This is a genomic window from Peptostreptococcaceae bacterium (assembly GCA_016649995.1).
Taxonomy (GTDB): Bacteria; Bacillota; Clostridia; order Peptostreptococcales; family BM714; genus BM714.
The window spans coordinates 1-25,872 of sequence record JAENWJ010000002.1; the positions used below are offsets into that span (position 1 = coordinate 1).

Below are 25,872 nucleotides of genomic sequence, written 5' to 3' on the forward strand. Positions count from 1 at the left end.
ACTGAAACAATCAGAATCGCAAGAAGGATTTGTTCGCGTTTAGAGAGAGTCATTGTCTTCGCCTCCCTCATTTTTAAATTTGCATTGCATTGTAAAATAGAAATAACTATTAGAGCCATTCTCTTCCACTTGACCGTAAATTGACTCCACCACTACGGATTCGAACAGGTTTTCAGCTTTCAGATTGTGCAAAAATTCAGCTACGGTTTTTTGGGAGTCCGCTATTCCATCTATTGTCATTTGTTCCTCTGTTTTATCGAAGCTTGAAAAACTGAGTCCTGCCGGCAAATTATTCTCCAATGTATTAAGTATGGGTATGATTTTGGGTGAAATCAGTTCAAAAGTCATTATTGCCTTGGATTTTACCTCGATTTTTGAATTGAGAAGCAGAATCAATTCTTGTTCGTTCTCAGTTTCCGTAAGCTCGGCAATTTTGCTTTCTATTAAGGCCTTTTGGCTTATTTTATTGTCTATAGTTTTTTGCAAATAGTAATTATAGCCGACCATTGCGCCTATGAAAATAACGCAGATGGCGATGTATGAAAAAAATTTTATGTTTTTCTTCTTACGATTGTTGTAATCCTCGGGAAGAAGGTTGATTTCTTTTTTAAAGTAATCGTGATTTGATGGCATCTTATGGGAAAAATTGAATTTATTCATTTCCTGTCCTCCTTAAGATAGCTCCTATTGCCGGAATTATCTTATTTAGCGAAGACGAATCGTTTTCAGTATTTTTTTCAGGAAAAGTCATTTTTTCAGGCTTTGCAAAATACTCTACATCGACGCCAAGAATGCCTTGAAGATATTTGTCCATCTCCTTTATCTGCGAACCTCCGCCTATAAGGACAACCCTATGTATTATTCCCGAAATTTTTCTTGTACGGAAATAGTTGATGACTCTTGATATTTCAGCTCCGAGAGAGTCACAATAATCTGTCATGAGTATTGCTTTATCAAAGTTGAATCCGTTTAGGCTATTATTATTGAAAAGCTCCTTTGTCATTGCAAGGCCCATGGTAATTTTTTTGTGTTCAGCCTCTTTGAGTTCCAAATGGTTTTCCCTTGCTAATCGTTTGGTGGCTTCTTCCCCGCCAAGGTCCGAATTGAAGCTTGCGAAATATTTGTTGTTTTTGAAAATGGTAAGCAGGGTTAACTGCGCCCCTATATCTACAACAAGAACATTCTCATCCGGATAAGGAATGTAGTTCTCCATAAATCTGCTGAGACAGTCCGAATATATGTTAATGGATTTAATGGCGCATCCACATTTTTTTGATGTTGTAATATAGCTGTTTATAATATCTCGGGGCACTGCTGCCACAAGGGTATTCAAACTGTCATCATTATCTTCATTGCCTATGGAGAGAACACGATAGTCGACTACGAAATCATCTACGGAATAAGGGAGAAATTGTTCTATTTCAAATTTGGACATATCGTGGAGTTCGGCGAGATTGGCTTTTGGAAGCACTCTTTCGCGTAAAACTGCCTTGTTTGTGTTTATGACCACATGAAATTTTTTTTTGTTTATTTTATTGGCTTTAAATACTTCCTTAAGAAATGGCGCTATTACTTCATAGTTAAGGGCATCGTTAGGCAAAAATGACTTATCAGGGGTATCTATGACAGTATGGTCCTTGATGATAAATTTACCTATGGAATAATTGCCAGAGACAATTTTTGTTGAATATTTGCCTATTTCCAGACCTACCAGTGTTTCGTTGAACATATTTATTCCATCCCCTCCGGATTATTGATTTCTAAGATATATTGCTGTTTTAAGATTTACTACTTCACCGTATTTCGGACCTGTCAGCTCAATGTCAATTGTCAAAAGATCCCCATCTGCGGAAAGATCGAAAATTGATATGTTTTCTGCAATTGCATTTTCGGCACCGCCGTCAATTTTTTCTATCAGGTTTGTCGGGTTTGAATCGCTTAGTTGGTATTTATAGCTTTTTCCGTTCAGCATTACAATAATCGAATCATTTTCTGCATTTTCTGTTTCTGTATCAGAAATAACAGGCTGGTCGCTTAGCCTTATTTGCTTAGTTATCTTAAAAAGCGAAAATCGTGCGGACTCCATGAGCTCTATTTTTTCCATTTCATGGTAGTAAGAGGTAATTCCATTTATTGAAAGCATCGTCATGGGAACCATGACGATGGCCATTATGGCAATTGCGACAAGCAGCTCTATGAGAGTGAATCCCTTAATGCTATTTGTATGGGTTTTAATGTTTTTCATATTCATATAGCTTGGCCCTTCCCGTTACCGGAAGAATTGTTATGGTATGCTTTTGGCTTCCGCAAGATATATGTATGCTTCCGCCTTTTGACGGGTTGCCAAATTCGTTGAACTCTATTTCATTGCTAGTGAAGTTGGTGTAATCCAGTCTGACAGAATCGGGATAGATGTCGCTTTTTATTATCTTTGTCCCTTGCTTAACATAAATTTTGCGCGACGTATTACTGAAATATAAACGCGACTCTCTCCAATTAATGCTTGCCTGTTGCTGCGCGAATCTTAAATCGCTTATTATTGTTCTGTCAAAAGCATTAAGGCGATATATGTTCATGGATTGCCTTACATTTGGAGCTGCAATGGCAAAAATGATTGAAAGCACAAATACAATCAACACCAGTTCCACCATTGTATAGCCCTTGTAATTATGTTCCATATGGTGCTCCTCAATCAAGAATATTGAAATAAAAAATTATCAATTGATTATACCACATTATGGTAATAAATGCACCGAGAGAAATAAATGGTCCAAAGGGCATGTAGTCTTTGCGTGAACGGATACCTGTTGCTATGAGCAAGATGCCGGCTATTCCTCCCACTAAAAAAGTGAGGAACATTGCCAGTATTGTTTTTTCAATACCCAAAAATAGGCCGATGACTGCAAATAGCTTTATATCCCCTCCCCCCATGGCGCCTCTGCTGATGACGGCTACAAAAAGTAAAAAACCGCCACCGGCAAGAAGTCCCAGGATTGAGCTTTTTAAAGAGAGTCCGACAGGAAAAAATAAAAAAACTATGCCGGCTATCAATCCGAAAAGATTCAGCTCGTCGGGTATGATGCGGTGGTCCATGTCAATGAAGCCGGCAGAAATGAGAATGCAGGCAAGAATAGCGTATTTAATGAATGCTATTGTGAGGCCGTAACGCCAGAAAAGCAAAGCAAACAAGCCCCCCGTGAGTAGCTCCACGAGGGGATATCTTGCAGAAATTTTTGCTCCGCAGTGCCTGCATTTTCCCTTAAGGAACATATAGCTTAGTACAGGCACAAGGTCGATAGGACCGAGGCGGTGCCCGCAGCTTCCGCAGGCTGATGGCGGAGAAACTATCGATTTGTTGCTTGGCAACCGATATATCACAACGTTAAGGAAACTGCCGATAATAATCCCTAAAACTAATGAAATTAACATATTTATTCCCCGATAAAAAATACTTTTAAAATAAGATAAGGAATTTTTCAAATAATCGACCCTTTATAAAAAGGGCCGATTATTTAATGTAAAACTTTTTGTTTGGTTAAATAAATCATGGAGTTATTAACTTAGTTCGCCATCATCTGAAATAGCAGGTGAGTCAGTAATTTCCCCATCAGCTGTTATAGTAAAAGTCCATCCATCAGTGTCATCTATATTAGCTTTAACTTTTAAAGCTGCGCCTGGTTCCATAAGATCACCAATTACAATAGCATTTACTGTTCCATCATCAAAATCTACACCAGAAACTTCTAGTACACCGGTTGAATTTGTTTTGACGGTAAGAGTACCGGCTGAAATATTTCCGCTCGCCGCTGCAATCGCAACTGCGCTTTTTAATGAAGCATAGGTTGCCTTGTCTGCAGCTATTTTCGCATCACCAGTAACTCCACCTAACCTCGGAAGTGCAACGGCTGCAAGAATCCCAAGTACGGCAATAACTACGATAAGTTCTATGAGCGTGAAACCCTTCTTGTTGTTCATTGATTTGTAAAACATTTTCAACATATTATTTCCCCCTTATTCTGATTTTTGATGTGTAATCAGATTTAATTTCATGGTACATAATACCATGTGACACAAAATAATGTCAAGTGTTATTGCCCTACATATTGGTACATGTCAAACATTGGCGTTATGACTGCTAGAATAATCATACCTACTACAAGGGCAAGCACTACGATGATCATGGGTTCGAGCATTGTTGTCATTTTTTCGACGGCGGAATCCACTTCCTCATCGTAAAAATCCGCGGTCTTTGAAAGCATGGTATCTATTGAACCGGATTCTTCCCCAACTTTTATCATGGAGATGAGCACCATAGGAAAAACATTCAAGTCGCTAAGGGGACCGGCTATTCCGCCTCCTTTTCTTATGCTATCCATTGACTGGTTGATGCCTTTGGATATGACGGCATTGCCGATGACCTTTTGCACTATTTCCATAGCTTCTATTATGTTGATACCGCTGACTAAAAGGCTTGCCAGTGTTCTTGAAAATCGGCTGGTGGCAACCTTGCTGTTGACATCCCCGAAAATCGGAATTTTGAGTTTCAGGTAATCAATTTTATAACGGCCTTTTTCTGTTTTGCCATATTTTTTAAATGTATATATCATGAAAATAATGGTTCCCAGCAGCAAATACCAGTAATTTCTAAAAATCGAACTGACTCCTAAAAGAATGCGTGTGGGGAGGGGCAATTGCGCACCAAATCCTGTAAACATGTCTACGAAACTGGGAAGGACATAGGTGATTAAAAAAAAGATAACGCAAAGAGCCACCAGACTGACAATAATGGGATAAAGCATGGCATTTTTAACCTTGCTTTGCAGTTTGGTCTCCTTTTCGAAATGATCGGCCATTCGGCCCATTACCATATCCAGCTGTCCGGATATTTCACCGGTTTCAACCATGTATACCAATATATCGGGAAAAACATCGGATTGCTTCTTCATCGAGCGGGATAAAATACTCCCCTTTTGCACCTCTTCAAATACAAATTCTATGGCGGACTTGAGTCTCTTATTGGAGGTTTGTTTCTTCAGAAGATCCAAGGACTCTACAAGAGGGATTCCTGCATCAAGCATGGCATAGAATTGCCGGCAAAAAAAGGAAAGATCCTTGGATTTCACTTTTTCCACGAATGAAAGGTTTATTGTCAAATCCCTTTTGCTTTCAGGATTGATTTTAATTGGATATATATTCTGCTTCCTAATCAATTGCAGCGCGTTTTCAGAGGAGGTTGCAGTAATGGTTCCATTAATAGTCTCTCCGGACAAATTTCTTCCCGTGTAGTTGTAATTAGACATAGCAACATCTCCTTATCTGTATATATTAAAGGAATTCTTTTCGATGCAGTGGGACAAGGCTTCATCATAAGAAATCAAATTTTTCTTATAAAGGCTAACGATATAGTTGTCCATGCTGATCATACCGTCGGCGCTTCCGGTCTGTATGCTGCTCATGATTTGGTGGGTCTTGCCCTCTCTGATATTGTTGCGAACGGCTTTGTTTCCAATCATTATCTCACAGGCTACAACACGGCCGTGATTGTCTGCGTATTTAAGCAATTGCTGAGAGATTACTCCGTTAAGAACATTTGCCAATTGCACCTTGATCTGTTGTTGCTGTGGTGATGGGAACACATCGATGATACGCTCCACGGTTGATGCGGCACCGTTTGTATGGAGGCTGGAAAGTACCAGATGTCCGGTTTCAGCTGCTGTTATGGCAATCTGAATTGTTTCAAGGTCGCGCATCTCGCCTACGAGTATGATATCGGGATCCTGCCTGAGAGCCCCCCTTAAGGCATTAGAGAACGATAGGCTGTCGGTTCCTATCTCCCTTTGGTCGATTATGCTGCTTTTGTGTTTGTGTAAGAATTCTATAGGGTCTTCCAATGTGATGATATGCGCTGTTTTATGGCTATTTATATAGCTGATCATGGAGGCCAGAGTAGATGATTTTCCCGAACCCGTAGGCCCTGTAACAAGGAAAAGTCCCCTATCCATCATTGCCATGTCTTTCAATATTTCCGGAAGCATAAGGTCTTCCAATTTTGGAGTTTCAAGGGGTATCGGCCTTATGGCGATTGAAATACTGCCCCGCTGTTTGTAGGCATTTATGCGAAATCGTCCTCTGGTTTGAAGAGAATATGAAAAATCAATCTCCCCTTTTTCTTCGAATATCTCCTTCTGAGCATCACTTAAAAGACTCATGGCTATTGACTTTGTGTCATCGGGTTTCAACCTTTCAAAAGAATCCAGTTTCACCAAGTTCCCGTTAATTCTTAGTATAGGAGGAACGCCTACCGTTAAATGAATATCCGAAGCGTTCTTTGCAAAAGCTTCACCAAATAATTTTTCAATCATGTAAATCAACCTCCTATGGAATATGCTACTTTAGTGTATTCTTCAATAGTTGTAATGCCTTCTAAAACGAGTTCCTTCGCGTTTTTACTGAGGGTGGTCATTCCTGCGGATATGGCATAGTCTTTTATATTGTCGTTGCTGTCTTTTTTAATAATCATATTTCTAATATTTCGGTCAATAAGCATAATTTCGTGAATAGCTGTACGACCTTTATACCCTGTTTCAGAACAATAGGAACATCCCTTGCCCCTATAAAGATCTATTTTACTCTCCGGCGGAAGTCCGAGTATTTCCAATTCAGCAGAATCTGCAGTGTGAGATTCTTTGCAGCTTGGGCATATTATCTTTACAAGGCGTTGCGCAATTACTCCTGATACCGAAGATGCTACAAGATAGGGCGCTATGCCCATATCCACAAGCCTGTCTATTGTGGCAGGTGCACTATTGGTGTGAAGTGTAGAAAGAACCAAGTGTCCTGTTATAGCGGCTCTGATGGCAATTTCTGCCGTTTCCGAGTCGCGAATCTCTCCCACCATTATTATATCAGGGTCCTGCCTTAACATCGCCCTGAGGCCGGTTGCGAAAAATAGTCCGGCTTTTGTATTGACCTGCATCTGACTGATGCCTTCAAGCTTGTATTCTACAGGATCCTCGATAGTTAGGATATTTCTTTTAGGGTCATTCATTTCTCTTAAAATTGTGTAGAGGGTTGTGCTCTTTCCGCTGCCAGTTGGTCCAGTCAATAAGATTATGCCATTGCTGGATCGTATTAAGGTATTGAATAATTCCAAGTTGCTTTTGCTGAAGCCAAGGTCTGATTTATCTTTAAGGAAACCTGTACGGTCCAGTATCCGCATTACTACTTTTTCACCGAAAATAGTCGGAATTGTAGATATGCGAAAGTCGAATTCCTGACTATTCAAATTAATTTCAATCCGTCCGTCTTGAGGAATACGTCTTTCGGCTATATTCATGTTTGCCATTATTTTGATTCTGGCAACAATTGCGCCATGTGTCTGCTTAGCAGGTTTCATAACATCTCGAAGGTCTCCGTCAACCCGATAACGGATACGCAAGAAATTTTCTCCCGGTTCTATATGTATGTCGCTGGCCTTCTGCTGGACAGCTTGAAGCATAATTGAATTGACTAATCTAACTATGGGGGCATTATTGATTTCATTAAGAAGATTTTTATTAACTTCTTCTTCTTCATCATTTACTGTGTTTTCTAATTTAAAATCCGCAACGGCTTTTTCAACATTCTTATTGCCATAATGCTTCCCTATGGCGTTTAGTATGTCTGAATCACTGGCGATTACCGGCTTGATTTTCAAACGGCTCATTTTTTTAAGGTCTTCAATTACAACAATATTGAAGGGATCGCTCATAGCGACTGTAAGTTCCTCATTTGACATATTAATCGGAATCAGTTTGTTTTCCCTCGCAAAGCTTTCACTAATGAGATTTGGAACCTTTGGTTCTATGAAGTAGCGTTCAAGGTCGATGAAAGGGATGTCTAATTGGTACTCTAGAACATCGGCTATGTCTTTGTCCTTTATATATTTCAATTCAACTAAAATTTGTCCGATTTTTTTACCGCTTGTCTTTTGGATTTGCAGAGCTTTTTCTAATTCTTCTTTATTTATTTTCCCGATTTGTAAAAAAAACTCACCTAAACGAATATTCTTATTTATCAATGTTATAACCCCCATAAACGCTCAATTTATTATATTATGGCACATTTTTTACGAATTGCAAATTAATGGCAAATATTTCTATTCTGATACGTTTTGAACTATAGAGCGGACCTTAGCTGCCATTATGCCAATGGCCACCTTATTATAGCCTCCTTCAGGGATTATGATAATGAGTATGTTTTTTCGGGCAGGGATTTAAAGATGGCTTTTGCAACAGTGCTTTTACCGGAACCTGTACCGCCTGTGATACCTATAATTACAGGTCTTTTCATTTTAGCCTTCCTTTCTTAACTTTCGAAGGATGTCAAATGCCTTCACTGGCTGACTCGTACTCATATAAAATTCCCCTTTGGGGTGAGGCGCATCCATGACAGGGTTCATATTTTCATCATAGAGCTCGGTAACAGTTTGTTTAAAGGATTGGAATCCGGGACTCATTATTTCTATTTCGTCTCCAATGACGAACTTATTGCGTTGCTCGATTTTCGCAATGCCATTGCCGAAATTGTAGTCTTTAACAACTCCGATGAAGTCATACGATCTTTCATATGATGCAGTGTCGTAAATCTGAGCATTTCCATCGGGTCTTCCACTAAAAAAACCTCTTTCGTATTTTCGGTGGCTCGATTTGTTAAGCTCTTCAATCCATTTTTCATCGAATGTATATCTGTATGGATCTTCGTAGTAACTGTCTATCGCCGCTCTGTATGCTCTTACAGTATTCGCCACATAGTAAAGACTCTTCATTCTTCCCTCTATTTTAAGGCTTCTCACTCCCGATTCAATAATTTCTTTCAGGTCTCCAATAAGGCAAAGATCCTTCGAATTAAAAAAATATGTCCCATTTTCATCCTCTACAACGGGAAAGTATTCTCCTGGCCGCTTTTCTTCCATGAGTTGGTATTTCCATCTGCATGGATGTGCGCATTCTCCTCTGTTTGCATCGCGATTAGCGAGGTAATTGCTTAGTAGGCATCGTCCCGAATAGGATATGCACATTGCTCCGTGAACGAACATCTCAAACCCAAGAGATGACGGACTCTTGTCTATGGTTTCCTTTATTTCATTAAAGGACAATTCCCTCGCAAGCACCACACGCGGCAGTCCCTGGCTGTGCCAAAAACCTGCAGTTAGGTAATTTGTCGTATTTGCCTGTGTGCTTAGATGTATTTCCATTCCCGGATTGTGCTCTCTGATGTAAGCAATGGTTCCCGGGTCTGAAACAATGACAGCATCCGCCTTCATTTTCTCCAATGCAGAAAGGTATCCCTGCAAATCGTTTAAATCTTCATTGTGCGGGATTATGTTAAGTGTTACGTACACTCTTTTGCCTCTTTCATGGGCAAATTCTATGCCCTCCTTCATTTCTTCAAATGAAAAATTCTTGGCGGACGCTCTTAGACCAAATGTTTGCCCTCCAATATATACTGCATCGGCTCCGTATATAAATGCAAACTTAAGCTTCTCGAGGTCTCCGGCAGGCGCCAGCAGTTCAACCCTATCCATATTATTTCTCCTTTGTGTAATGGGAAACAGCCAGTCCGTCCCCTACGGGAATAAGTGTCGTAGTAAGCAGTGGATGATTGCAAATATATTCAATATAGCCTCTCATTCCTCTTACCATAGTTCTGTTCTTGCGAATATTCATGTCGTAGTTAATCGTAAGTCCATTCATGAGTATGTTGTCAGAAAGAACAATTCCACCCTGATTTAATAATGGAAATGCCTCGTCAAAATAGCTTTTGTAATGGCTCTTGCCGGCATCAATAAATATCATGTCGAATGGTCCCCTTACTTTTGAAATGCAGTCTAACGCGTCGCCTTCAATAAGATCAATGCCGCTGTACCCAAGACGCTTGAAGTTCTGCGCGGCCTCTATTGCAGAGTCATGCCTTTTTTCAATTGTTGTTATTGTTCCATTTTTCATTGTTTCATAAAAAAGCGAAGTAGAGTACCCTATTGCGGTACCTATTTCCAAAATTGATTTTGTGTTTGAAGTGCGAATAAGAAGCCTAATCAAGTCCGCTGTTTCCTTTTGTATTACAGGTATGCTGCGTTCTATGGCATTTTTCCGCATTTCCTCTATCTCCGGTCTGTAATTCAGGTGCCTTGTAAGCAATTCTACAAGCCCTTCCGGATTGATATTGTTGTTCATTTAATCAGTCCTTATATCTGGCCTGAGCCGCTAGATGTTCTTCGTATGTCTTTGAAAACACATGTCTGCCTTCGCTGTCTCCGGGTATCGCAAAGAAAAAATAATATTCGTGTTCTTCCGGGTAAAGAGCTGCTCTTATGGAATCCTCACCCGGAGAAGCTATCGGTCCCGGAGGAAGCCCTTTGTTTCTATAGGTATTGTACGGAGACTCAATGGCAGTATCTTCATAAGACAGTGTTTCTTTCCATTCTCCAATTGCATATTGAACTGTTGCGCATGATTCCAACCGCATGTTTCTTTTTATTCGATTAACAAAAACCCCCGAAATCGTTTTTCTCTCATCCGGATATCTTGCTTCCCTTTCTATTATGGAAGCCAAGGTAATAGCCTCATTAATCGACATTCCCGTTTCAGACAGTCGGCTTTCATATTCATCGTTAAAAATATCATCGAAGCGGTTTAAAAAAATCTCTACGATTTTTCGGGGCTCATATGAATAGGGAATATCATATGTGTCCGGAAACAGAAACCCCTCAAGTGTATCGTTCTCTATGGTATCAAGAAACGAATAGCTGTAGAGCGATGGATCCATGGCCATTATCAATTCTTCCTCTTCAGCAAGGCCTTTTGAAACAAGCAGATCGATTATCTGCCTCATTTCATACCCCTCAGGTATTGTTGTCCTGGCGGCTTCCGTATATGTGTTTCCACGGCTCAGCTCCGAAATTATCTCATCGTAACCCATGTCTTGCTTTAATGTGTATCTGCCGGCCTTTATATCGTTCTCAAGGCCGCTTCTTTTTATCAGCACCAAAAAAAGATTGCTACTTCGAATCAATTCGGACTCACGCAGTATTTCGGCAATTTTTCTGCTGCTGCTTCCCTTAGGTATTTCTAATTCTATTTCCATCGGATTGTCCGAATCATAAGGTCTATAGATGGCGTATACTGCAACAAGCCCTGCGAAAACAATAAAGATGCACAAACCAAGAATCATTTTTTTCATCTCGCGCTCCTTTTTTATTTACTGTTTAATATTATATAATTGCTGCAGCATTCTTGCAAGCACAAGTAAAACCCCGATTGTCAAACGACAACCGGGGCAATTTAAATATTAGATTTGCATTGCGTCTGCCAGTATCCTTGACATGTCATCGAGCATTTGGCGATAGCGGCTCTCCGCCTGCAAGTATTCTGATCCGAGTGGATCCTTTGACAGAACTCCATACAAAGAATTTAGAGTTTCAATTTCATTATCGTCGGGTTCATTACCGCCAATTATTGACATCTGCATTTCGGATTCTCTTTTTTGAAAATCTTCAAAAGCATTTTTGAGGCCCTCGCTCGCGTCTAATTTTTCTTTTGCGGCAATGTAATCAGTGTACTCATCCGAATTCTTGATAGCCTTTGCTAAATTATGCGCCGAATCGTATACATTCACTGCATAGCCCCCTTAAATTTCCGTAATAATGGGAAGAATCATTGGATTGCGTTTTGTTTTGTTATAAAGATGCTTGCCAAGCGAATCCCTTATCGCAGATTTAAGCGTTGACCATTCCTTGGTGTTTTTACTTAAACAATCTTCCAAGGCATCGGATACCACTTTGCGCGAACCGTCCATAAGATCCTCTGACTCCCTGACATAAACAAAGCCTCTTGAAATGATGTCAGGTCCCGAAATAATCTTATTTTCTTTTTTAGAAAGGGTTACTACGACAACCATAAGTCCATCTTCAGAAAGAACCTTTCTATCCTTCAGTACGATATTCCCTACATCTCCCACTCCCAGTCCGTCAACCAGTATAATGCCGCTGGGCACGGTTTCTGTCATGGATGCAAAATCCTTGTTGATTTCTATTACATTTCCATTTTTACCAATGAAAATATTGTTCTCGGACATGCCGAGTTCCTCTGCAAGTTTAGCGTGGCGCGCCAAATGGCGATATTCGCCATGCACAGGTATGAAGTATTTGGGCTTGACCAGTGAATGAATCAATTTCAACTCTTCCTGGCAGGCGTGACCCGAAACGTGAATATCATCAAGCGTGTCTTCGTATATTATATCCACGCCTTTTTCATAAAGCAGATTGATGATGTTTGAGATTGTTTTCTCGTTTCCAGGAATCGCCGAAGAAGACATTATTACCGTGTCTCCTTTTTGAAGAGTCATTTGGCGATGTTCGGCGTTTGCCATTCGAACGAGCGCCGACATCGGTTCTCCCTGGCTGCCGGTTGTTGCCACAACAATTTCATTGTCGGGGTATCTGCTTATGTCATTAATATTTATTTGTATTCCTTCCGGAATGTTTATATATCCGAGTTCCGTGGCTACTTTCACCATATTGACCATGCTTCTTCCGGAAAATGCAATTTTTCTATTGCACAAGGCAGCCGCGTTCACTATCTGCTGCAGCCTGTGCACATTCGAAGAGAATGATGCTACGATTATGCGTTTTTCGGCACTTGCGAATAACCTGTCGAAGGTTTTGCCCACTTTTTTCTCGGACATGGTATAGCCGGGTCTTTCAACATTTGTACTGTCGGCCATAAGAGCAAGAACGCCCGAGCTCCCAATTTCAGCAAAGCGGTTCAAGTCTATGGCGTCTCCGTCGATTGGTGTGAAGTCGATTTTAAAGTCTCCCGTATGGATAATCTTGCCGACCGGGGTGTTTATCAAAAGGCCTACTGCGTCAGGAATGCTGTGGCCGACCCTAATAAGCTCAACTTTGAACCTGCCTAGCGTTATTATATCTCCAGCTTTTCTGACATGTGTTTTAACTTTTTTGTCCAGTTTGTGTTCCCTAAGCTTATTTGCAACAAGACCGATTGTCAAATTAGTTCCGTAAATCGGGACATTGATTTTTTTTAGAAAAAATGGCAATCCTCCTATATGGTCTTCATGGCCATGGGTCAATACAATTCCCTTTATTTTATCCTTATTGTTTTCAAGATAGGTGACATCCGGTATCACCAAGTCGATTCCCAGCATTTCGTTATCGGGAAAAGCAAGTCCGCAATCGACAATAACAATTTCATCCTTGTATTCAAAGACTGTCATATTTTTGCCGATTTCATTCAATCCGCCTAATGGGATTATTTTAAGATTGTTCTTTGGTTTGTTTCCTGTCATAGTATTCATTATTTCACTCCTAATTATTTTTCATTTCGGTTATTCTTCAACAAATCAACAAGAGCCATTTGTGCGGCTTCCTGCTCTGCTTCTTTCTTATTGTTTCCTTTCCCTTTGCCTATTTCGGTTTCGTTAACCGTTACACTGGAAAAGAAAACTTTTGCATGATCCGGACCCTCTTCTCTATAAATCTGATAATTGAGCGGTCCTGAGCTTCTCTTCTGAATCAATTCCTGCAGATGAGTCTTATAGTCGATAAACAGTTTGCCATTAACAGCTTCATCAATAATGGATTTCATCCGGCACAATATGAAATATCTTGCCTGCTCAAATCCGCCATCGAGATATATTGCTGCAATTAACGCTTCAAAAGCGTCTGCCAATATTGATGTCCTGTTCCTACCCCCAGTAAGTTCTTCCCCTTTTCCAAGCAATAAATAATCTCCAAGATCTATGCTTCTTGATGTTTTTTCAAGGCTAGTCTCGCAAACGATTCTTGCTCTCGTTTTTGTAAGTTTTCCTTCGGGCAGATTAGGGTTGTTTACAAAAAGGTGGTCGCTAACGACAATTCCAAGAACCGAGTCTCCTAGAAATTCCAATCTTTCATTGTAATAATCCATTTTATTCTCATTGGCGTAGGAACTATGTGTTAGTGCCGTTTTTAGAAAGCTTTTGTTTTTGAACGAATAGTCTATTGTTTTTTCCAGTTCAATCATATTCTTTTGCACAGATCAACACTCCTATTTGGATACTTTTTCTTCTATTGATTCTATAACTTTACTTTTAGCATAAATTTCTGCATATACAAGCGCGTTCTTGATGGCTTTAGCATTTGAGCTCCCATGCGCTTTGACGATTGGGCGCTTAAGCCCCAAAAGAGGTGCTCCGCCATATTCGGTGTAATCCATTTCTTTTTTTATCTTTTCAAAAGCGTCCCTTAGAAGAAATGCCCCTATTTTGTGCTTAAGGGTATCTGTCATATGGCTTTTGATTATTTTCATAAGATTCATAGCCACGCCCTCAGTAAGTTTGAGAACTGTATTGCCTGTAAACCCGTCGCATACGGCTACATCAAACAGGCCTTCGGGAAGATTTCTTGCTTCAAGATTTCCGCCAAAATTGATTTCTACGGAATCCGACATCAATCCGTAGGCTTCATTCGTTAGCTTATTCCCTTTTCCCGCTTCATCTCCTATGTTTATAAGACCGACCCTTGGAGAATCGATTTCAAAGACTTTTTTCATATATTGGGATCCCATGATAGCAAATTCCATTAGATTAGATGGTTTGCAATCCGCATTTGCTCCTGCGTCCAACAGAAGAGTAAATCCCTTTTGAGTTGGATATGCCGGTGCCAACGCAGGTCTCGAAATTCCGTCTATGCGGCCTGTAAGGAATATCCCGCCTGCCAACAACGCTCCGGTGTTTCCTGCGGAAAGCATTGCATCGGCTTCTCCTTTATTAAGAATTTCATATGCAACAACCATTGATGAATCTTTTTTGCCGCGAATAGCCTTAGCCGGTTTATCCTCGGCAGTTATGCATTCGCTAGTGTGATGGATCTGAATGTTTTCAGGAATGGAAAGGTTCAATTCATTGAAAGTCTCTATTATTTGTTCCCTATGTCCGACCAGCAGGATTTCGGATTCTATGGCTTTCGTTTCCAAAGCTAACATACAGCCCTCGATTATCGCTTTAGGAGCGTTGTCTCCTCCCATTGCATCAATTACTATCCTCATGTTCCCTCCTGTTGTGGTTTATTTGGAACCCTTACGAATATTATACCATTATTATTGACTCAAAAAAAATAGTAATGACTAATATTAGCCATTACTATTTCTATAAGTCAATTAGTCAACTTTTAGAACTTCCTTCTGCTTGTAGTATCCGCATGATTTGCAGACTCTATGGGAAAGAACAGGCTCATGGCACTGTGGACATTCAATCACATTAGGCGCAGTCATCTTGACATTCGAAGCTCTTCTTTTGTCCCTTCTGGCTTTAGAGATTTTTCTCTTTGGTACTGCCATTACGACACCTCCTTGCTTAAAATAAATGGAATTGATTTATATGCAACTTATTTTTTCTATTTGACACGACCCTAATTATATAAATCGCAAGAGGATTTGTCAAGTATAACTTATTTAAGCAGCGAAACGGTGTCTCTGGCAATCATAAGCTCTTCGTTTGTAGGAACGACAAGAACCTTTACCTTTGAGGAATCTTTGCTAATAACAGTTTCTTTGCCGCGAACATTGTTCTTCTTTTTGTCAAGCTCTACACCCATGAATTCAAAATCGCTACAAATGAGTTGGCGCGCACTTATGGAGTTTTCTCCCACTCCTGCCGTAAAGACAATCGCATCAACACCGCCCATTACTGCAGCGCATGCCGCGATATATTTTTTGACGCTGACATTGAACTTGTCAAGTGCGAGCTGCGCTCTTGCATTGCCTTCCTTGGCTGCGGATTCGATATCCCTGAAGTCGCTGCTTATGCCCGAGATTCCCAAAACGCCTGATTTCTTGTTTAGAATATTATTCATCTCGTCTATTGAAAGGTTCTCTTTTCCCATAATAAACGGGATAATTGCAGGGTCCAAATCACCGCAACGCGTACCCATTACCAATCCTTCAAGGGGGGTAAAGCCCATGCTTGTGTCAACCGACTTGCCATTGTCAATGGCTGTTATGCTTGCACCGTTTCCAAGATGGCATGTGATAATCTTTAGAGAGTCAAAATCTTTTCCAAGAATGGAAGCTGTTCTTTGTGCAACATATTTATGACTCGTTCCATGAAAACCATATTTTCTTACACCATATTTTTTATAATATTCATACGGAAGAGCGTAAATATATGCCGTTGGCGGCATAGTTTGGTGAAATGCTGTGTCAAACACTCCAACCATCTTAATGCCCGGCATAAGCTCCATGCATGCGCGAATACCTATTAGATTCGGAGGATTATGAAGCGGAGCCAGCTCTATGCACTCTTCCAGTGCCGCTATTACATCATCGTTGATGATAACGGAATCGCTAAATTTTTCACCTGCATGAACTACCCTATGTCCTACTGCCTCTATTTCATCCATACTCGCTATGGCGCCGTATTCTTTATTGACAATGGCTCCCAATACAAGTTCAAGAGCTTTTTTATGGTCCTTCATCGGCTCTTCAATAACCTTTTTATCTTTTCCTGCCGATTCATGCGTGAGGATAGATCCTTCAATTCCTATTCTCTCGACAAGACCCTTTGCCATTACAGCTTCATCGCTCATATCAATCAATTGATACTTCAAGGATGAACTCCCACAGTTTACTACCAATACTTTCATTTCGTTTCCCCCTATGTAATTTATTATCCGATTTATCAGCCATAATCATTCTATTAGTAAATCAACCGAATTTCAAGACAAAGATTCTTCAAAAAGTGCGATAATTCCATTATAATAAGTTAAAGAGGTGATTTAAATGAAAGTTCTTGGAATAATTGCAGAATACAACCCTTTTCACAATGGACATTTGTACCACTTGAATGAGTCTAAAAGATTGACAGGTGCAACGCATGCCATTGCAGTAATGAGCGGTAATTTTGTGCAAAGGGGTGAGCCGGCTATTGCCGACAAGTGGACCAGGGCGGCAATGGCAATTGAAAACGGCGTAGATCTTGTTTTGGAAATGCCTTTCGTTTTTGCGTCTTCGAGCGCCGAATACTTTGGAGAGGCCGGAATTTCGTTGCTTGATTCACTTGGCGTAGTCGATTATGTTTCATACGGCTCTGAAACAGGCAGTGATGTTCAGATTGAAAAAGTTGCAGATTTTCTTGCTAAGGAAAATGATGATTTCAAGCACCTGCTAAAAGAAAGCCTTTCGGAAGGAAAATCATTTCCTTTAGCGCGCGAAGAGGCTATTACTTTATTGCGTCCCGAATTAAAAGGGATACTGCATCATTCAAATAATATACTCGCTGTCGAATACCGAAAGGCGGCTAAAAAAATAGGCAGTCAAATAGATTTTGTATCCGTAAAAAGATCCGGTTCGTCATACAACGAACCCCATTTGAACGAAAAATCATTCAGCAGCGCAACATCTATACGAAAAAAACTCCACGAAGAAGGAAACGTCAATCTTATAAGCCAACTGCCAACAAAAAGCATAGAATTATTAAATGATTTCAAAAGCATTAACAAATCCTACCCTCGCAAAGAGGATCTTTTTGCATACCTTCAATATAAAATTAAAATGTCTGAAAACAAAGAGCTTCGTGAAGTTGAAGGAATGCGCGAAGGCCTTGAGAATGTTCTTAAAGCCGCAATATACAGTTCACATGATTATGGTTCGTTTATTGAAAAGGTAGAATCCAAAAGATACCCAAGATCCTCAATACAAAGGCTTTTTCTGCATTTGCTTCTAAATTTTAAAAAAATGGAATTAAAGGAATTTAGGAATTGCAGCAATTATTATGGAAGGGTTCTCGGATTTAACGAAAATGGTCGCGAACTATTGAAAACAGTAAAAAAAATATCCGAAACAAAAATCATAACTAATATTAACCGTCAATTTCCAAAAGATGAATTGCTTACCCGGATGCTTTCATATGACATAAAAGCAACGGATTTTTATATGTTGCTTTTATGCTTGAATGGGTGCAAAAATTCAGAAAGCCAAGATAAAATAAGAATGCCGTACATCGGATAAAAAAAGTTGAAGCCCATAATGGGCTTCAACTCTACTTTTCCTTCATGCATCTAAGTTCGGTTCTATTGTTTTCCAATTCATTCAAAATAGTCGAAAGGTTTTTTTGTATATTCCCAAGTATATTATCCGAGTATTTTAAAGACCCAAGTTTTATTTCTTCGGCGGTTTCTTCCGCTTTTTCAATAATTCCCTTCGCCTTCTTGGTTGATTCCTTTACAATAACATCGTTTTCTATCATGGAGCGAACATGTTCCTCTGCTTTTTCCATCATTTCGCCGGATTCTCTTTTTGCCTTTTCCATTATCTCTGCCGATTCTTTATGGGCTTCTTCAAGTATTGAAGTCCTTTCCTGCTTTATCCATTGGGACTGCTTTATTTCATCCGGCAAAACAATTCGTATTTCCTTAATTATGTCGAGAAGGTCACCTCTATCTATCAACGCTTTCCCTGATAAAGGAAGATTTGCACAGTTTTCAATTACGTCCTCAAGTTCATCTAAAATCTTCAATACGCTCATATGCGGGTCCTCTCTTTCTTAGTATTCAATGCTTCATACACCAATGGCGGCACAAGTTCTTCAATGTTTCCGTTAAGAATAAAAATTTCTTTTACAAGTGTTGAACTAACAAATGAATAACGGTTTCCCGTCATCATGAAGAGAGTTTCTATTGATTCATCGAGTTTTCTGTTCATCATGGCCATTTGAAATTCATATTCGAAATCGGAGAATGCTCTGAGACCTTTCACAAGGACATATTCCGGCTTAGTTTTCATGAAATTAACCAATAGACCCTCGAAGCTTGTAACTTCAACATTTTCGTAGGGTTCGACCACTTTTTTTATAAGCTCAACCCTTTCGTTGATGTCGAAATAAGGCTTTTTGCTAGGATTATGAAGCACAGCTACTACCACTTTTTCAAAAACGCGAGACGCCCTTTGTATTATATCCAGATGACCGTTTGTTATCGGATCGAAACTTCCGGGATAAACTGCCGATTGCATTTAGATTTCCTCCGTTCCATAAATTGTAAGCATGGTGTTACCGTATTTTTTTTGAGATAACCTCACCGCGCAACGTATACTTTTTGGCATTTCGTTTCTTTTATCGTGTTCAACAATTATTTTACCATAATTTTCAATGATTTCTTCATCGTATATTTTTTCTATCAGCTCAATCGTATCATTTATTTTATAAGGCGGATCCAAAAATATGAGATCAAAAATTTTGCCTCTTGCCGAAAAATGATCTAAGGCCTGAAATGCACTGTTATGGAAAATTTCAAATTTCGATTCATCTCCATTGATTTTTTGAATGTTGGTTTTTAGAATCTTTAAAGCATTCCTATCAAAATCAACAAAGACAACCTCGGCAGCATTCCGGCTCAAGGCCTCAATTCCTATGCCGCCCGTACCTGCAAAAAGATCAAGGAACCTGCTGCCATCCAAATCCATCATGAGGGTATTAAAGAGAGCCTCCTTAACCCTGTCCGATGTCGGCCGGGTATCGCTTCCTTCCGGTCCATTCAAGCTAATTCCTTTGTACTTGCCTGAAATTATTCTCATTGTATTCCTCCTTGCGTTTGCATGCTTCTTTTATTAATTTGTTTTGCATAAGAATTAATAGCATTTTCAAGCTCTCGTGAAATGTTCAAATTTTCAAGACTCTGTCCGTATACAGATTCTATGTCCTTTTGAACTATTATCAGCAATTTGTAATGTCTAAACATATCAGCCAGTTTAAATTCCGGGAATCCATGTTGCTTCAATGAAAACACATGGCCAGGACCACGCATCTTCATATCTTCTTTTGCTATTTCGAAACCGTCATTGCATCTTTGAAGAACCAGGGCTTTCTCCCTTATGGAATCATTGCAATTATCTGAAACAAGATAGCAAAATGATTCAAACACGCCTCTTCCCACCCTCCCCCGCAATTGATGAATTTGGGCGAGCCCGAAACGCTCGAATGAATCTATTGCCATTACTGTGGCATTCGGTACATCTATGCCGACTTCAATGACTGTAGTCGAAACAATCATATCTATTTCACCATTTCTAAATGCTTGCATGATTCTGTTTTTTTCATATTGGGACAAACGCCCGTGAAGAGCCTCCAATTTGAAAGATGGATATACGGATTGGCTAAGGTGTTTAAAGATTTCTTCAACGGATGCAATCGAATCATTTTCATTTTCTATTCGCGGGCAAACATAAAAAATTTGCCTGCCCGAAAGCATTTCATTTCTTATATGTTCATACATTGCTCTTTTGCTTTTATTATCGGCAACAAGCATGGTTTCGACAGGTTTTAGGCTGTTGTTGGGTTTTTCAGTCAGACGAAGTATTTCCATGTCTCCAAAAATTATTTCGGAAATCGTTCTTGGAATAGGGGTTGCAGACATTACAATGATTTGCGGCGACACGCCTTTTTTTTGCAACGAATCGTTTTGCGCAACACCGAAACGATGGCGCTCATCAGTAATGATCAAGCCGAGATTTTTAAAATTAACATCGTCTTGTATTATCGCATGGGTACCTATTAGAAGATTGCATGTGCCATTATCCAGCTCTTCCTTCACTTTTGTTTTTCGCTGTGTATTTCTCGTCAAAATACGCGTAACCATGCATGAGTTTTTAAAAAACCTATTAAATGTTTCGAAGTGCTGCTCAGCAAGCAATTCCGTAGGCGCCATTATAGCAGTTTGATATCCGCTTAGATATGCTTGCCGCGCCGCCATGAATGCAACCAGAGTTTTCCCTGTGCCAACATCACCCTGCAACAGAATCTTGGGACATTTTTTTTGATGCAAAAGCATCGAAAGGTTTTCAACTGCACTTGATTGGCTGGCAGTCATCTGAAACGGAAGCCCTTTGACTAATTCGTCATTTTGAAAATCAAATAATTTCATTCCCGGAGCAGAATCCATTAAAAACCTTTCTTGCTTCATTTTAAGAATTGTCATTTGAAGCCGAAAAAACTCTTCGTATATAAGTTTTTTCTTTGCCTCCATGTAGGATGCACCGCTTTTAGGAAAATGCATATCGTTCAAGGTTTGCATAGGCTCTTTGAATTTTCTTTTATGCAAAATTTTTTCGGGCAGATATTCATCTATGCTTTCAGAGTTTTTCAAAGCATATGTTATGCTTTTTCGAAAATCATTTTGCGACAACCCACGGACAGTTTTATATATCGGCACTATTTTGCCGATATCTTCAATCTTTATAAGCTCTGGATTTGCCATATTCTTTCGTGAATACCTAAAGGAAGCTTTACCATAGAACAGATAAGTATTTCCTTCTCTCATTATGCCATACATATAATCCGCATTAAAGAAAACAATATCCAACGATCCCGTAGAATCCGAGCATGAAACTACAAGAAATCTTTTACCTTCTTTTGATTGATTTCGTCTCACCTTGTCTACTTTCACTTTTACAACAGAGGGTTTGGAATCGACCAGATTGCATATGTTTGTAATGGAAATAAAGTCTTTAAATTTTTGCGGAAAATAGTAAAGCAAATCTTTTACTTCATGAATTTCAAGGGATCCAAATAATGTCTTTTTCTTTGGCCCGATGCCCGGTATATTTAACAAATCGCTTTCACCCAAACCATCACCCCCTATACAAATTCATTTTGTTTTTAAATTTATAAGGCCAGCATAAAGCTGGCCCCTGAAATTCATATATGCTTTTAAAAAATAGGCCAATAGCTATAAATGATTATTCAACAGAAATAATGTAATGATAAACAGGCTGTTTGCCCTCATAAATTTCAACATCTATTTCATCACTGGCTTTTTCAATGCTTTTCAACAAATCTTCCGCAACAGAGGCTTCAACTGAATCGCCGTAATAAATCGTCACTATTTCATCATCTTCTTCTATAGATTTATTCAATACCTCCAGCGCAACTGAATTAATGTCTTTTCCAACACTTACTATGTCCCCATTAAATATGCCAAGTATATCGCCTTTTTTGATTTTTATACCGTTGAATATGGAATCTCTTACGGAATATGTGATCTGTATGGTTTTTACTCCTTTAATGGAATCAGTCATATGAAGAATGTTTTCATCAATATCCGCATCGGGATTGAATGCAAGCATAGCGGTTATACCTTGCGGAATGGTTTTCGTCGGAACAATTGAAATTTGCTTTTTTGAAATCTTTTTGGCCTGTTGAGCAGCTAGAATAATATTTCCATTGTTTGGAAGTATTATGATTTTTTCGGCATTAATTTTATCAATTGAGGCAAGCAATTCCTCAGTACTTGGGTTCATAGTTTGGCCGCCTTCAATTATTCTATCCACATTCAAATCATTGAATATCTCGGTTATTCCTTGGCCCATGGCAACCGACAATACACCATATTCTTTCATCGGCTTCTCATCTTCTTGAATGTCAGCCTCTTCGCTAAAGTGATTTTCGTTGTGCTGATAACGCATATTGTCAATTTTAATATCAATCAACTCCCCATACGAAAGAGCCTTTTGCATGACAGAACCCGGCTCGTTAGTATGGATGTGGACTTTTAGCATCTTTTCATGCCCAACAACAAGCATGCAATCTCCAAAATCTATTATTTCCTCTTTCAATTGCTCGTCAGATAGATTCGTCCCTTTAACAATGAATTCTGTGCAATATCCAAACTCAATGTTTCCAATATTTGCGACTGGAGTCAATTGCTTCGAAAACTTGTTTTGAAACACGGTTTCAATTTCCTTGGCCTTTTCTCCAATTATTGTTCCATAGAACCCCTTGAGTATATAAAGAAGTCCTTGGCCGCCTGCATCAACAACTCCTGCTTGTTTTAGCACCGGAAGCATTTCAGGTGTTTTTGCCAATGCCTTGTTCGCTTCTTCAATCACCTTTTCAAGAAACTCATCGAAGTAATCATATTCTTCAGAAAGAATTACAGAAGCATCTGCAGCAGTCCTTATTATGGTTAATATTGTTCCTTCAACAGGCTTCATAACTGCTTTATAAGCGGTGTCTGCCGCTGAAATCAACCCTATTGAGAAATCGCTCGTAGTAAGAATTGTCTTGCCTTTGCATCCCTTATGAAATCCACGCAGTATCTGTGAGAGTATAACGCCCGAGTTGCCTCTTGCCCCCATCAAGGAACCGTTTGAGGCTGCTTCGGTCACCTCGAAAATCGAGACCTCATTAAGTTTATTCATTTCATTTACCGCCGATTCGAATGTCATTGACATATTGGTGCCAGTATCTCCATCAGGTACTGGAAAGACATTTAAATCGTTTACGAAATCTTTGTTTGCTTTCAATGTTGCAGACGCCTGCCTGAACATATCCAGCAGTATGTCTCCGTTTATTGTTTCTATTTTCAAAATAAAACCCTCCAATCCTAGAATTCCTGAACTCTTACTTCTTCAATGTTTACATTAACCTTTTTCACATTTAAACCGGTAAATTTCTCTACGGAATATTTCACTTTTTCAATTATGTTTTCTGCTACGACAGAAATCTTTGTTCCGAATTGGACTATTACAAATAAATCTATAAAAATGTTGTTATTTTCATCGATATTTATTTTTACACCTTGATTCAGATTTTCTTTCTTTAATAGTTTAACAATGCCGTCGGTTGCAGATTTCGAGGCCATCCCGACTAACCCGTAGCATTCCATGGCAGATATGCCGATAATATTTGTAATAACATCATTGCAGATGAAAATGCTGCCGTATTCGTTTTTCAATTGAGCAGTCATGTTTATCCTCCTTTTTTACTTGCACCATATTAAAAACTCTTATATAATAATACAGTATCAAGATTGGATTATCAATCTTTTGTATTTAATCATATTTAATTTTTGATTTCAGCATATCCATTGAAATCGAAAATGATTTTTGATAGAATGGATATGTTGTTATCTAAAAATCATTAAAGGAGGTCAATATAAATGTCCAGAAAATGTGATATATGTGGTAAAGGTCAAATTACCGGACATGCGGTAAGCCACTCAAATAAACATAATAAAAGAGCGTGGGCGCCCAATACTAAGCAAGTTAAAGCAATTGTAAACGGTTCTCCCAAGAAAATTTCCGTATGTACAAGATGTTTAAGATCAGGCAAAGTTGAACGAGCAATATAAAAAAACTACCATATGGTAGTTTTTTTTTGCAACAATAATGTTTAAAAGCGGTTTGGTATTTTTATCCAAACCGCTTTTCTTTCAGTTAAATAACAAAACCAAATTAACCGCTATAGAACCAATTAATGAAATAAATAATCAAAATTCTTTATTTTGCATAATCGACTGTTCGTGTCTCTCTAATCAGATTTACTTTAATCTGACCAGGATACTCTAAATCGTTCTCTACATTTTTTGAAATCTCTCTGGCAAGTAAAATCATTTCAGTATCTGAAATCTTTTCAGGTTTTACCATGATTCTTATTTCTCTACCTGCTTGAATGGCAAAAGCCTTATCGACTTGATCGTATGATTTCGCTATTTCTTCAAGCTTCTCCAATCTCTTAACATATGTTTCAAGGGTTTCTCTTCTTGCACCCGGTCTTGCTGCGGAAACTGCATCGGCAGCTGTTACCAATATTGCTTCAACAGTCTGCGGCTCATAATCGCCATGATGTGTAGACATGGCATGTATAACTTCCTTTGACTCACCATATTTCTTGAGAACATCCATGCCGATTTCAACATGAGTACCTTCCATATCGTGATCAAGAGCTTTTCCGATATCATGAAGCAATCCTGCTCTTTTTGCAAGTTTAACATCTACTTCCAACTCTGCGGCCATTAGGCCTGCCAAAGATGATACTTCGATTGAGTGTTGCAGAACATTCTGCCCGTAACTTGTTCTGTATTTCAACCTTCCCAGCAATTTGATCAATCCAGGATGAAGGTTGTGTATTCCAGCATCGAAAGTCGCCGATTCTCCTTCTTCCTTAATTTTTTCATCAATTTCTTCAGTAGCCTTGTTTACCATTTCCTCAATTCTTGCAGGATGAATTCTTCCATCCACTATGAGTTTCTCAAGCGCAATACGGGCAATCTCTCTTTTTATAGGATCAAAAGCCGACAATATAACCGCTTCAGGCGTATCATCTATAATCAAATCGACACCAGTCAAGGTTTCCAAAGTCCTTATATTTCTGCCTTCCCTGCCTATGATTCGACCCTTCATTTCATCATTCGGAAGATTTACAACAGAAACCGTGCTTTCAGCAACATAGTCAGCAGCATATTTTTGTATAGAATAAGCCAAGATTTCTTTTGCTTTTTTACCCGCTTCTTCTTTTGCATTTGATACAATATCTTTTATCATTATTGCCGATTCATACCGTACTTCCTTTTCTATATCCTTCAGCAACATTTCCTTTGCCTCTTCGGCCGTGAATCCAGACACCCTTTCAAGCTCCTCAATCTGTTTCTTGAAAAGTTCGTCTACCTCACCATTCTTGATTTCTATTTCGTTCAATTTCTTGATGATGTTATTTTCTTTTTCTTCGAGAACTTCGGTCTTTGTATATAAAGATTCTTCTCTCTTGTTGAGTCTGTTTTCTGTTTTTTGAGATTCAATTCTTCTTTCTCTAATTTCCTTGTTCATATCTTTTCGTAATCGGTGAATTTCTTCTTTTGCATCTATTAAAGCTTCTTTTCTAGCAGTCGTCGCCTGTTTATTGGCCTCAGAAAGAATTTTTCTCGCTTTTTCTTCAGCACTTTGAATTTTTTCGTCAGCAATCTTTTTTCTGTATAAATATCCCAATGCAAATGAAAAGGGGAAAAGAACTACAGCAACAACAATTAAATAATATATTTTTATAATATACATACACCTCCCATTATTA

27 protein-coding genes and 1 pseudogene are annotated in these 25,872 nt (G+C 39.1%); 2 read left to right on the forward strand and 26 right to left on the reverse strand.

The features are described 5' to 3' along the window. Positions 1 to 39 precede the first annotated feature (39 nt). From JJE29_00700 to JJE29_00790, 19 genes and pseudogenes are all read right to left on the reverse strand, one after another. Entirely contained in the window at positions 40 to 660 is a 621-nt protein-coding gene (locus tag JJE29_00700) for a PilN domain-containing protein (GenBank protein ID MBK5251156.1), read from the reverse strand. Then, positions 653 to 1,729, reverse strand: coding sequence for a pilus assembly protein PilM (gene pilM, locus JJE29_00705; protein ID MBK5251157.1), 1,077 nt, complete (start codon positions 1,727 to 1,729; stop codon positions 653 to 655). Before pilM ends, JJE29_00700 begins: the two co-directional genes overlap by 8 nt. A gap of 21 nt (positions 1,730 to 1,750) precedes the next feature. Then, the gene (locus JJE29_00710) at positions 1,751 to 2,251 is read right to left on the reverse strand and encodes a prepilin-type N-terminal cleavage/methylation domain-containing protein (GenBank protein MBK5251158.1); all 501 of its coding nucleotides are present in this window, start codon (positions 2,249 to 2,251) and stop codon (positions 1,751 to 1,753) included. Further along, positions 2,232 to 2,678: a hypothetical protein gene (locus JJE29_00715; protein ID MBK5251159.1), complete on the reverse strand. Its 447-nt coding sequence runs from the start codon at positions 2,676 to 2,678 to the stop codon at positions 2,232 to 2,234. Before JJE29_00715 ends, JJE29_00710 begins: the two co-directional genes overlap by 20 nt. A gap of 10 nt (positions 2,679 to 2,688) precedes the next feature. Then, positions 2,689 to 3,429 (reverse strand): prepilin peptidase, encoded by a 741-nt coding sequence (locus tag JJE29_00720; GenBank protein MBK5251160.1) that lies wholly within the window; start codon positions 3,427 to 3,429, stop codon positions 2,689 to 2,691. A 126-nt stretch (positions 3,430 to 3,555) separates the two neighbouring features. Further along, on the reverse strand, positions 3,556 to 3,975 hold the full coding sequence (locus JJE29_00725; GenBank protein ID MBK5251161.1) for a type II secretion system protein: 420 nt from the start codon (positions 3,973 to 3,975) through the stop codon (positions 3,556 to 3,558). A 113-nt stretch (positions 3,976 to 4,088) separates the two neighbouring features. Next, entirely contained in the window at positions 4,089 to 5,300 is a 1,212-nt protein-coding gene (locus tag JJE29_00730; GenBank protein ID MBK5251162.1) for a type II secretion system F family protein, read from the reverse strand. Between the two features lie 12 nt (positions 5,301 to 5,312). After that, positions 5,313 to 6,362, reverse strand: coding sequence for a type IV pilus twitching motility protein PilT (locus JJE29_00735; protein ID MBK5251163.1), 1,050 nt, complete (start codon positions 6,360 to 6,362; stop codon positions 5,313 to 5,315). A gap of 5 nt (positions 6,363 to 6,367) precedes the next feature. Beyond that, positions 6,368 to 8,074 carry a Flp pilus assembly complex ATPase component TadA gene (gene tadA / locus JJE29_00740; protein ID MBK5251164.1) on the reverse strand — a complete coding sequence of 569 codons (1,707 nt, stop codon included), beginning with the start codon at positions 8,072 to 8,074 and terminating at the stop codon, positions 6,368 to 6,370. A gap of 164 nt (positions 8,075 to 8,238) precedes the next feature. Continuing rightward, positions 8,239 to 8,331 (reverse strand): annotated as a pseudogene (locus tag JJE29_00745) (dephospho-CoA kinase). A gap of 1 nt (position 8,332) precedes the next feature. Further along, a complete protein-coding gene (locus JJE29_00750) occupies positions 8,333 to 9,565 on the reverse strand; it encodes a U32 family peptidase (GenBank protein MBK5251165.1) in 1,233 nt (410 codons plus the stop codon). 1 nt (position 9,566) lies between these two features. After that, a complete protein-coding gene (locus JJE29_00755; GenBank protein MBK5251166.1) occupies positions 9,567 to 10,214 on the reverse strand; it encodes an O-methyltransferase in 648 nt (215 codons plus the stop codon). A gap of 4 nt (positions 10,215 to 10,218) precedes the next feature. Continuing rightward, the gene (gene mltG / locus JJE29_00760; protein ID MBK5251167.1) at positions 10,219 to 11,220 is read right to left on the reverse strand and encodes an endolytic transglycosylase MltG; all 1,002 of its coding nucleotides are present in this window, start codon (positions 11,218 to 11,220) and stop codon (positions 10,219 to 10,221) included. A gap of 108 nt (positions 11,221 to 11,328) precedes the next feature. Then, entirely contained in the window at positions 11,329 to 11,655 is a 327-nt protein-coding gene (locus JJE29_00765; protein ID MBK5251168.1) for a YlbF family regulator, read from the reverse strand. A gap of 12 nt (positions 11,656 to 11,667) precedes the next feature. Continuing rightward, positions 11,668 to 13,344: a ribonuclease J gene (locus JJE29_00770; protein ID MBK5251169.1), complete on the reverse strand. Its 1,677-nt coding sequence runs from the start codon at positions 13,342 to 13,344 to the stop codon at positions 11,668 to 11,670. A gap of 23 nt (positions 13,345 to 13,367) precedes the next feature. Next, on the reverse strand, positions 13,368 to 14,060 hold the full coding sequence (locus tag JJE29_00775; GenBank protein MBK5251170.1) for a ribonuclease III: 693 nt from the start codon (positions 14,058 to 14,060) through the stop codon (positions 13,368 to 13,370). A 24-nt stretch (positions 14,061 to 14,084) separates the two neighbouring features. Next, entirely contained in the window at positions 14,085 to 15,083 is a 999-nt protein-coding gene (plsX, locus tag JJE29_00780) for a phosphate acyltransferase PlsX (protein MBK5251171.1), read from the reverse strand. Between the two features lie 111 nt (positions 15,084 to 15,194). Further along, positions 15,195 to 15,374 (reverse strand): 50S ribosomal protein L32, encoded by a 180-nt coding sequence (gene rpmF / locus JJE29_00785; GenBank protein MBK5251172.1) that lies wholly within the window; start codon positions 15,372 to 15,374, stop codon positions 15,195 to 15,197. A 110-nt stretch (positions 15,375 to 15,484) separates the two neighbouring features. Continuing rightward, positions 15,485 to 16,678: an acetate kinase gene (locus JJE29_00790; protein ID MBK5251173.1), complete on the reverse strand. Its 1,194-nt coding sequence runs from the start codon at positions 16,676 to 16,678 to the stop codon at positions 15,485 to 15,487. Between the two features lie 136 nt (positions 16,679 to 16,814). Between JJE29_00790 and JJE29_00795 the strand changes: the two genes are divergently transcribed. Then, entirely contained in the window at positions 16,815 to 18,041 is a 1,227-nt protein-coding gene (locus tag JJE29_00795; GenBank protein MBK5251174.1) for a nucleotidyltransferase, read from the forward strand. Positions 18,042 to 18,072: 31 nt separating this feature from the next. On the opposite strand, the gene JJE29_00800 is transcribed toward JJE29_00795, so the two are convergent. The 6 genes from JJE29_00800 to JJE29_00825 all read right to left on the reverse strand — a co-directional run bounded on the left by JJE29_00800 (position 18,073) and on the right by JJE29_00825 (position 23,773). Continuing rightward, a complete protein-coding gene (locus JJE29_00800) occupies positions 18,073 to 18,558 on the reverse strand; it encodes an ATPase (GenBank protein MBK5251175.1) in 486 nt (161 codons plus the stop codon). Continuing rightward, positions 18,555 to 19,043 (reverse strand): pantetheine-phosphate adenylyltransferase, encoded by a 489-nt coding sequence (gene coaD, locus JJE29_00805; protein ID MBK5251176.1) that lies wholly within the window; start codon positions 19,041 to 19,043, stop codon positions 18,555 to 18,557. The genes JJE29_00800 and coaD overlap by 4 nt, the downstream gene beginning before the upstream one ends. Further along, positions 19,044 to 19,604, reverse strand: a complete 561-nt coding sequence (gene rsmD, locus JJE29_00810; protein MBK5251177.1) for a 16S rRNA (guanine(966)-N(2))-methyltransferase RsmD — start codon at positions 19,602 to 19,604, stop codon at positions 19,044 to 19,046. It abuts the gene before it with no gap. Beyond that, positions 19,601 to 21,652: an ATP-dependent DNA helicase RecG gene (locus JJE29_00815; GenBank protein ID MBK5251178.1), complete on the reverse strand. Its 2,052-nt coding sequence runs from the start codon at positions 21,650 to 21,652 to the stop codon at positions 19,601 to 19,603. Before JJE29_00815 ends, rsmD begins: the two co-directional genes overlap by 4 nt. Positions 21,653 to 21,764: 112 nt before the next feature. Then, positions 21,765 to 23,393 carry a DAK2 domain-containing protein gene (locus JJE29_00820; GenBank protein MBK5251179.1) on the reverse strand — a complete coding sequence of 543 codons (1,629 nt, stop codon included), beginning with the start codon at positions 23,391 to 23,393 and terminating at the stop codon, positions 21,765 to 21,767. 17 nt (positions 23,394 to 23,410) lie between these two features. Beyond that, positions 23,411 to 23,773: an Asp23/Gls24 family envelope stress response protein gene (locus JJE29_00825; protein ID MBK5251180.1), complete on the reverse strand. Its 363-nt coding sequence runs from the start codon at positions 23,771 to 23,773 to the stop codon at positions 23,411 to 23,413. Between the two features lie 192 nt (positions 23,774 to 23,965). On the opposite strand from JJE29_00825, the gene JJE29_00830 reads away from it, so the two are divergent. Further along, positions 23,966 to 24,157: a 50S ribosomal protein L28 gene (locus JJE29_00830; protein ID MBK5251181.1), complete on the forward strand. Its 192-nt coding sequence runs from the start codon at positions 23,966 to 23,968 to the stop codon at positions 24,155 to 24,157. A 148-nt stretch (positions 24,158 to 24,305) separates the two neighbouring features. Here the strand turns inward: JJE29_00830 and rny are convergent, their stop codons facing one another. Next, the gene (rny, locus tag JJE29_00835) at positions 24,306 to 25,856 is read right to left on the reverse strand and encodes a ribonuclease Y (GenBank protein ID MBK5251182.1); all 1,551 of its coding nucleotides are present in this window, start codon (positions 25,854 to 25,856) and stop codon (positions 24,306 to 24,308) included. Positions 25,857 to 25,872 lie beyond the last annotated feature (16 nt).

What these genes read in the sequence shown, in the direction of transcription:
- JJE29_00700 (MBK5251156.1), bottom strand. Translation starts at nt 660, where the DNA reads ATGAATAAATTCAATTTTTCCCATAAGATGCCATCAAATCACGATTAC.
- pilM (MBK5251157.1), bottom strand. Translation starts at nt 1,729, where the DNA reads ATGTTCAACGAAACACTGGTAGGTCTGGAAATAGGCAAATATTCAACA.
- JJE29_00710 (MBK5251158.1), bottom strand. Translation starts at nt 2,251, where the DNA reads ATGAATATGAAAAACATTAAAACCCATACAAATAGCATTAAGGGATTC.
- JJE29_00715 (MBK5251159.1), bottom strand. Translation starts at nt 2,678, where the DNA reads ATGGAACATAATTACAAGGGCTATACAATGGTGGAACTGGTGTTGATT.
- JJE29_00720 (MBK5251160.1), bottom strand. Translation starts at nt 3,429, where the DNA reads ATGTTAATTTCATTAGTTTTAGGGATTATTATCGGCAGTTTCCTTAAC.
- JJE29_00725 (MBK5251161.1), bottom strand. Translation starts at nt 3,975, where the DNA reads ATGAACAACAAGAAGGGTTTCACGCTCATAGAACTTATCGTAGTTATT.
- JJE29_00730 (MBK5251162.1), bottom strand. Translation starts at nt 5,300, where the DNA reads ATGTCTAATTACAACTACACGGGAAGAAATTTGTCCGGAGAGACTATT.
- JJE29_00735 (MBK5251163.1), bottom strand. Translation starts at nt 6,362, where the DNA reads ATGATTGAAAAATTATTTGGTGAAGCTTTTGCAAAGAACGCTTCGGAT.
- tadA (MBK5251164.1), bottom strand. Translation starts at nt 8,074, where the DNA reads ATGGGGGTTATAACATTGATAAATAAGAATATTCGTTTAGGTGAGTTT.
- JJE29_00750 (MBK5251165.1), bottom strand. Translation starts at nt 9,565, where the DNA reads ATGGATAGGGTTGAACTGCTGGCGCCTGCCGGAGACCTCGAGAAGCTT.
- JJE29_00755 (MBK5251166.1), bottom strand. Translation starts at nt 10,214, where the DNA reads ATGAACAACAATATCAATCCGGAAGGGCTTGTAGAATTGCTTACAAGG.
- mltG (MBK5251167.1), bottom strand. Translation starts at nt 11,220, where the DNA reads ATGAAAAAAATGATTCTTGGTTTGTGCATCTTTATTGTTTTCGCAGGG.
- JJE29_00770 (MBK5251169.1), bottom strand. Translation starts at nt 13,344, where the DNA reads ATGACAGGAAACAAACCAAAGAACAATCTTAAAATAATCCCATTAGGC.
- JJE29_00775 (MBK5251170.1), bottom strand. Translation starts at nt 14,060, where the DNA reads ATGATTGAACTGGAAAAAACAATAGACTATTCGTTCAAAAACAAAAGC.
- plsX (MBK5251171.1), bottom strand. Translation starts at nt 15,083, where the DNA reads ATGAGGATAGTAATTGATGCAATGGGAGGAGACAACGCTCCTAAAGCG.
- rpmF (MBK5251172.1), bottom strand. Translation starts at nt 15,374, where the DNA reads ATGGCAGTACCAAAGAGAAAAATCTCTAAAGCCAGAAGGGACAAAAGA.
- JJE29_00790 (MBK5251173.1), bottom strand. Translation starts at nt 16,678, where the DNA reads ATGAAAGTATTGGTAGTAAACTGTGGGAGTTCATCCTTGAAGTATCAA.
- JJE29_00795 (MBK5251174.1), top strand. Translation starts at nt 16,815, where the DNA reads ATGAAAGTTCTTGGAATAATTGCAGAATACAACCCTTTTCACAATGGA.
- JJE29_00800 (MBK5251175.1), bottom strand. Translation starts at nt 18,558, where the DNA reads ATGAGCGTATTGAAGATTTTAGATGAACTTGAGGACGTAATTGAAAAC.
- coaD (MBK5251176.1), bottom strand. Translation starts at nt 19,043, where the DNA reads ATGCAATCGGCAGTTTATCCCGGAAGTTTCGATCCGATAACAAACGGT.
- rsmD (MBK5251177.1), bottom strand. Translation starts at nt 19,604, where the DNA reads ATGAGAATAATTTCAGGCAAGTACAAAGGAATTAGCTTGAATGGACCG.
- JJE29_00825 (MBK5251180.1), bottom strand. Translation starts at nt 23,773, where the DNA reads ATGACTGCTCAATTGAAAAACGAATACGGCAGCATTTTCATCTGCAAT.
- JJE29_00830 (MBK5251181.1), top strand. Translation starts at nt 23,966, where the DNA reads ATGTCCAGAAAATGTGATATATGTGGTAAAGGTCAAATTACCGGACAT.
- rny (MBK5251182.1), bottom strand. Translation starts at nt 25,856, where the DNA reads ATGTATATTATAAAAATATATTATTTAATTGTTGTTGCTGTAGTTCTT.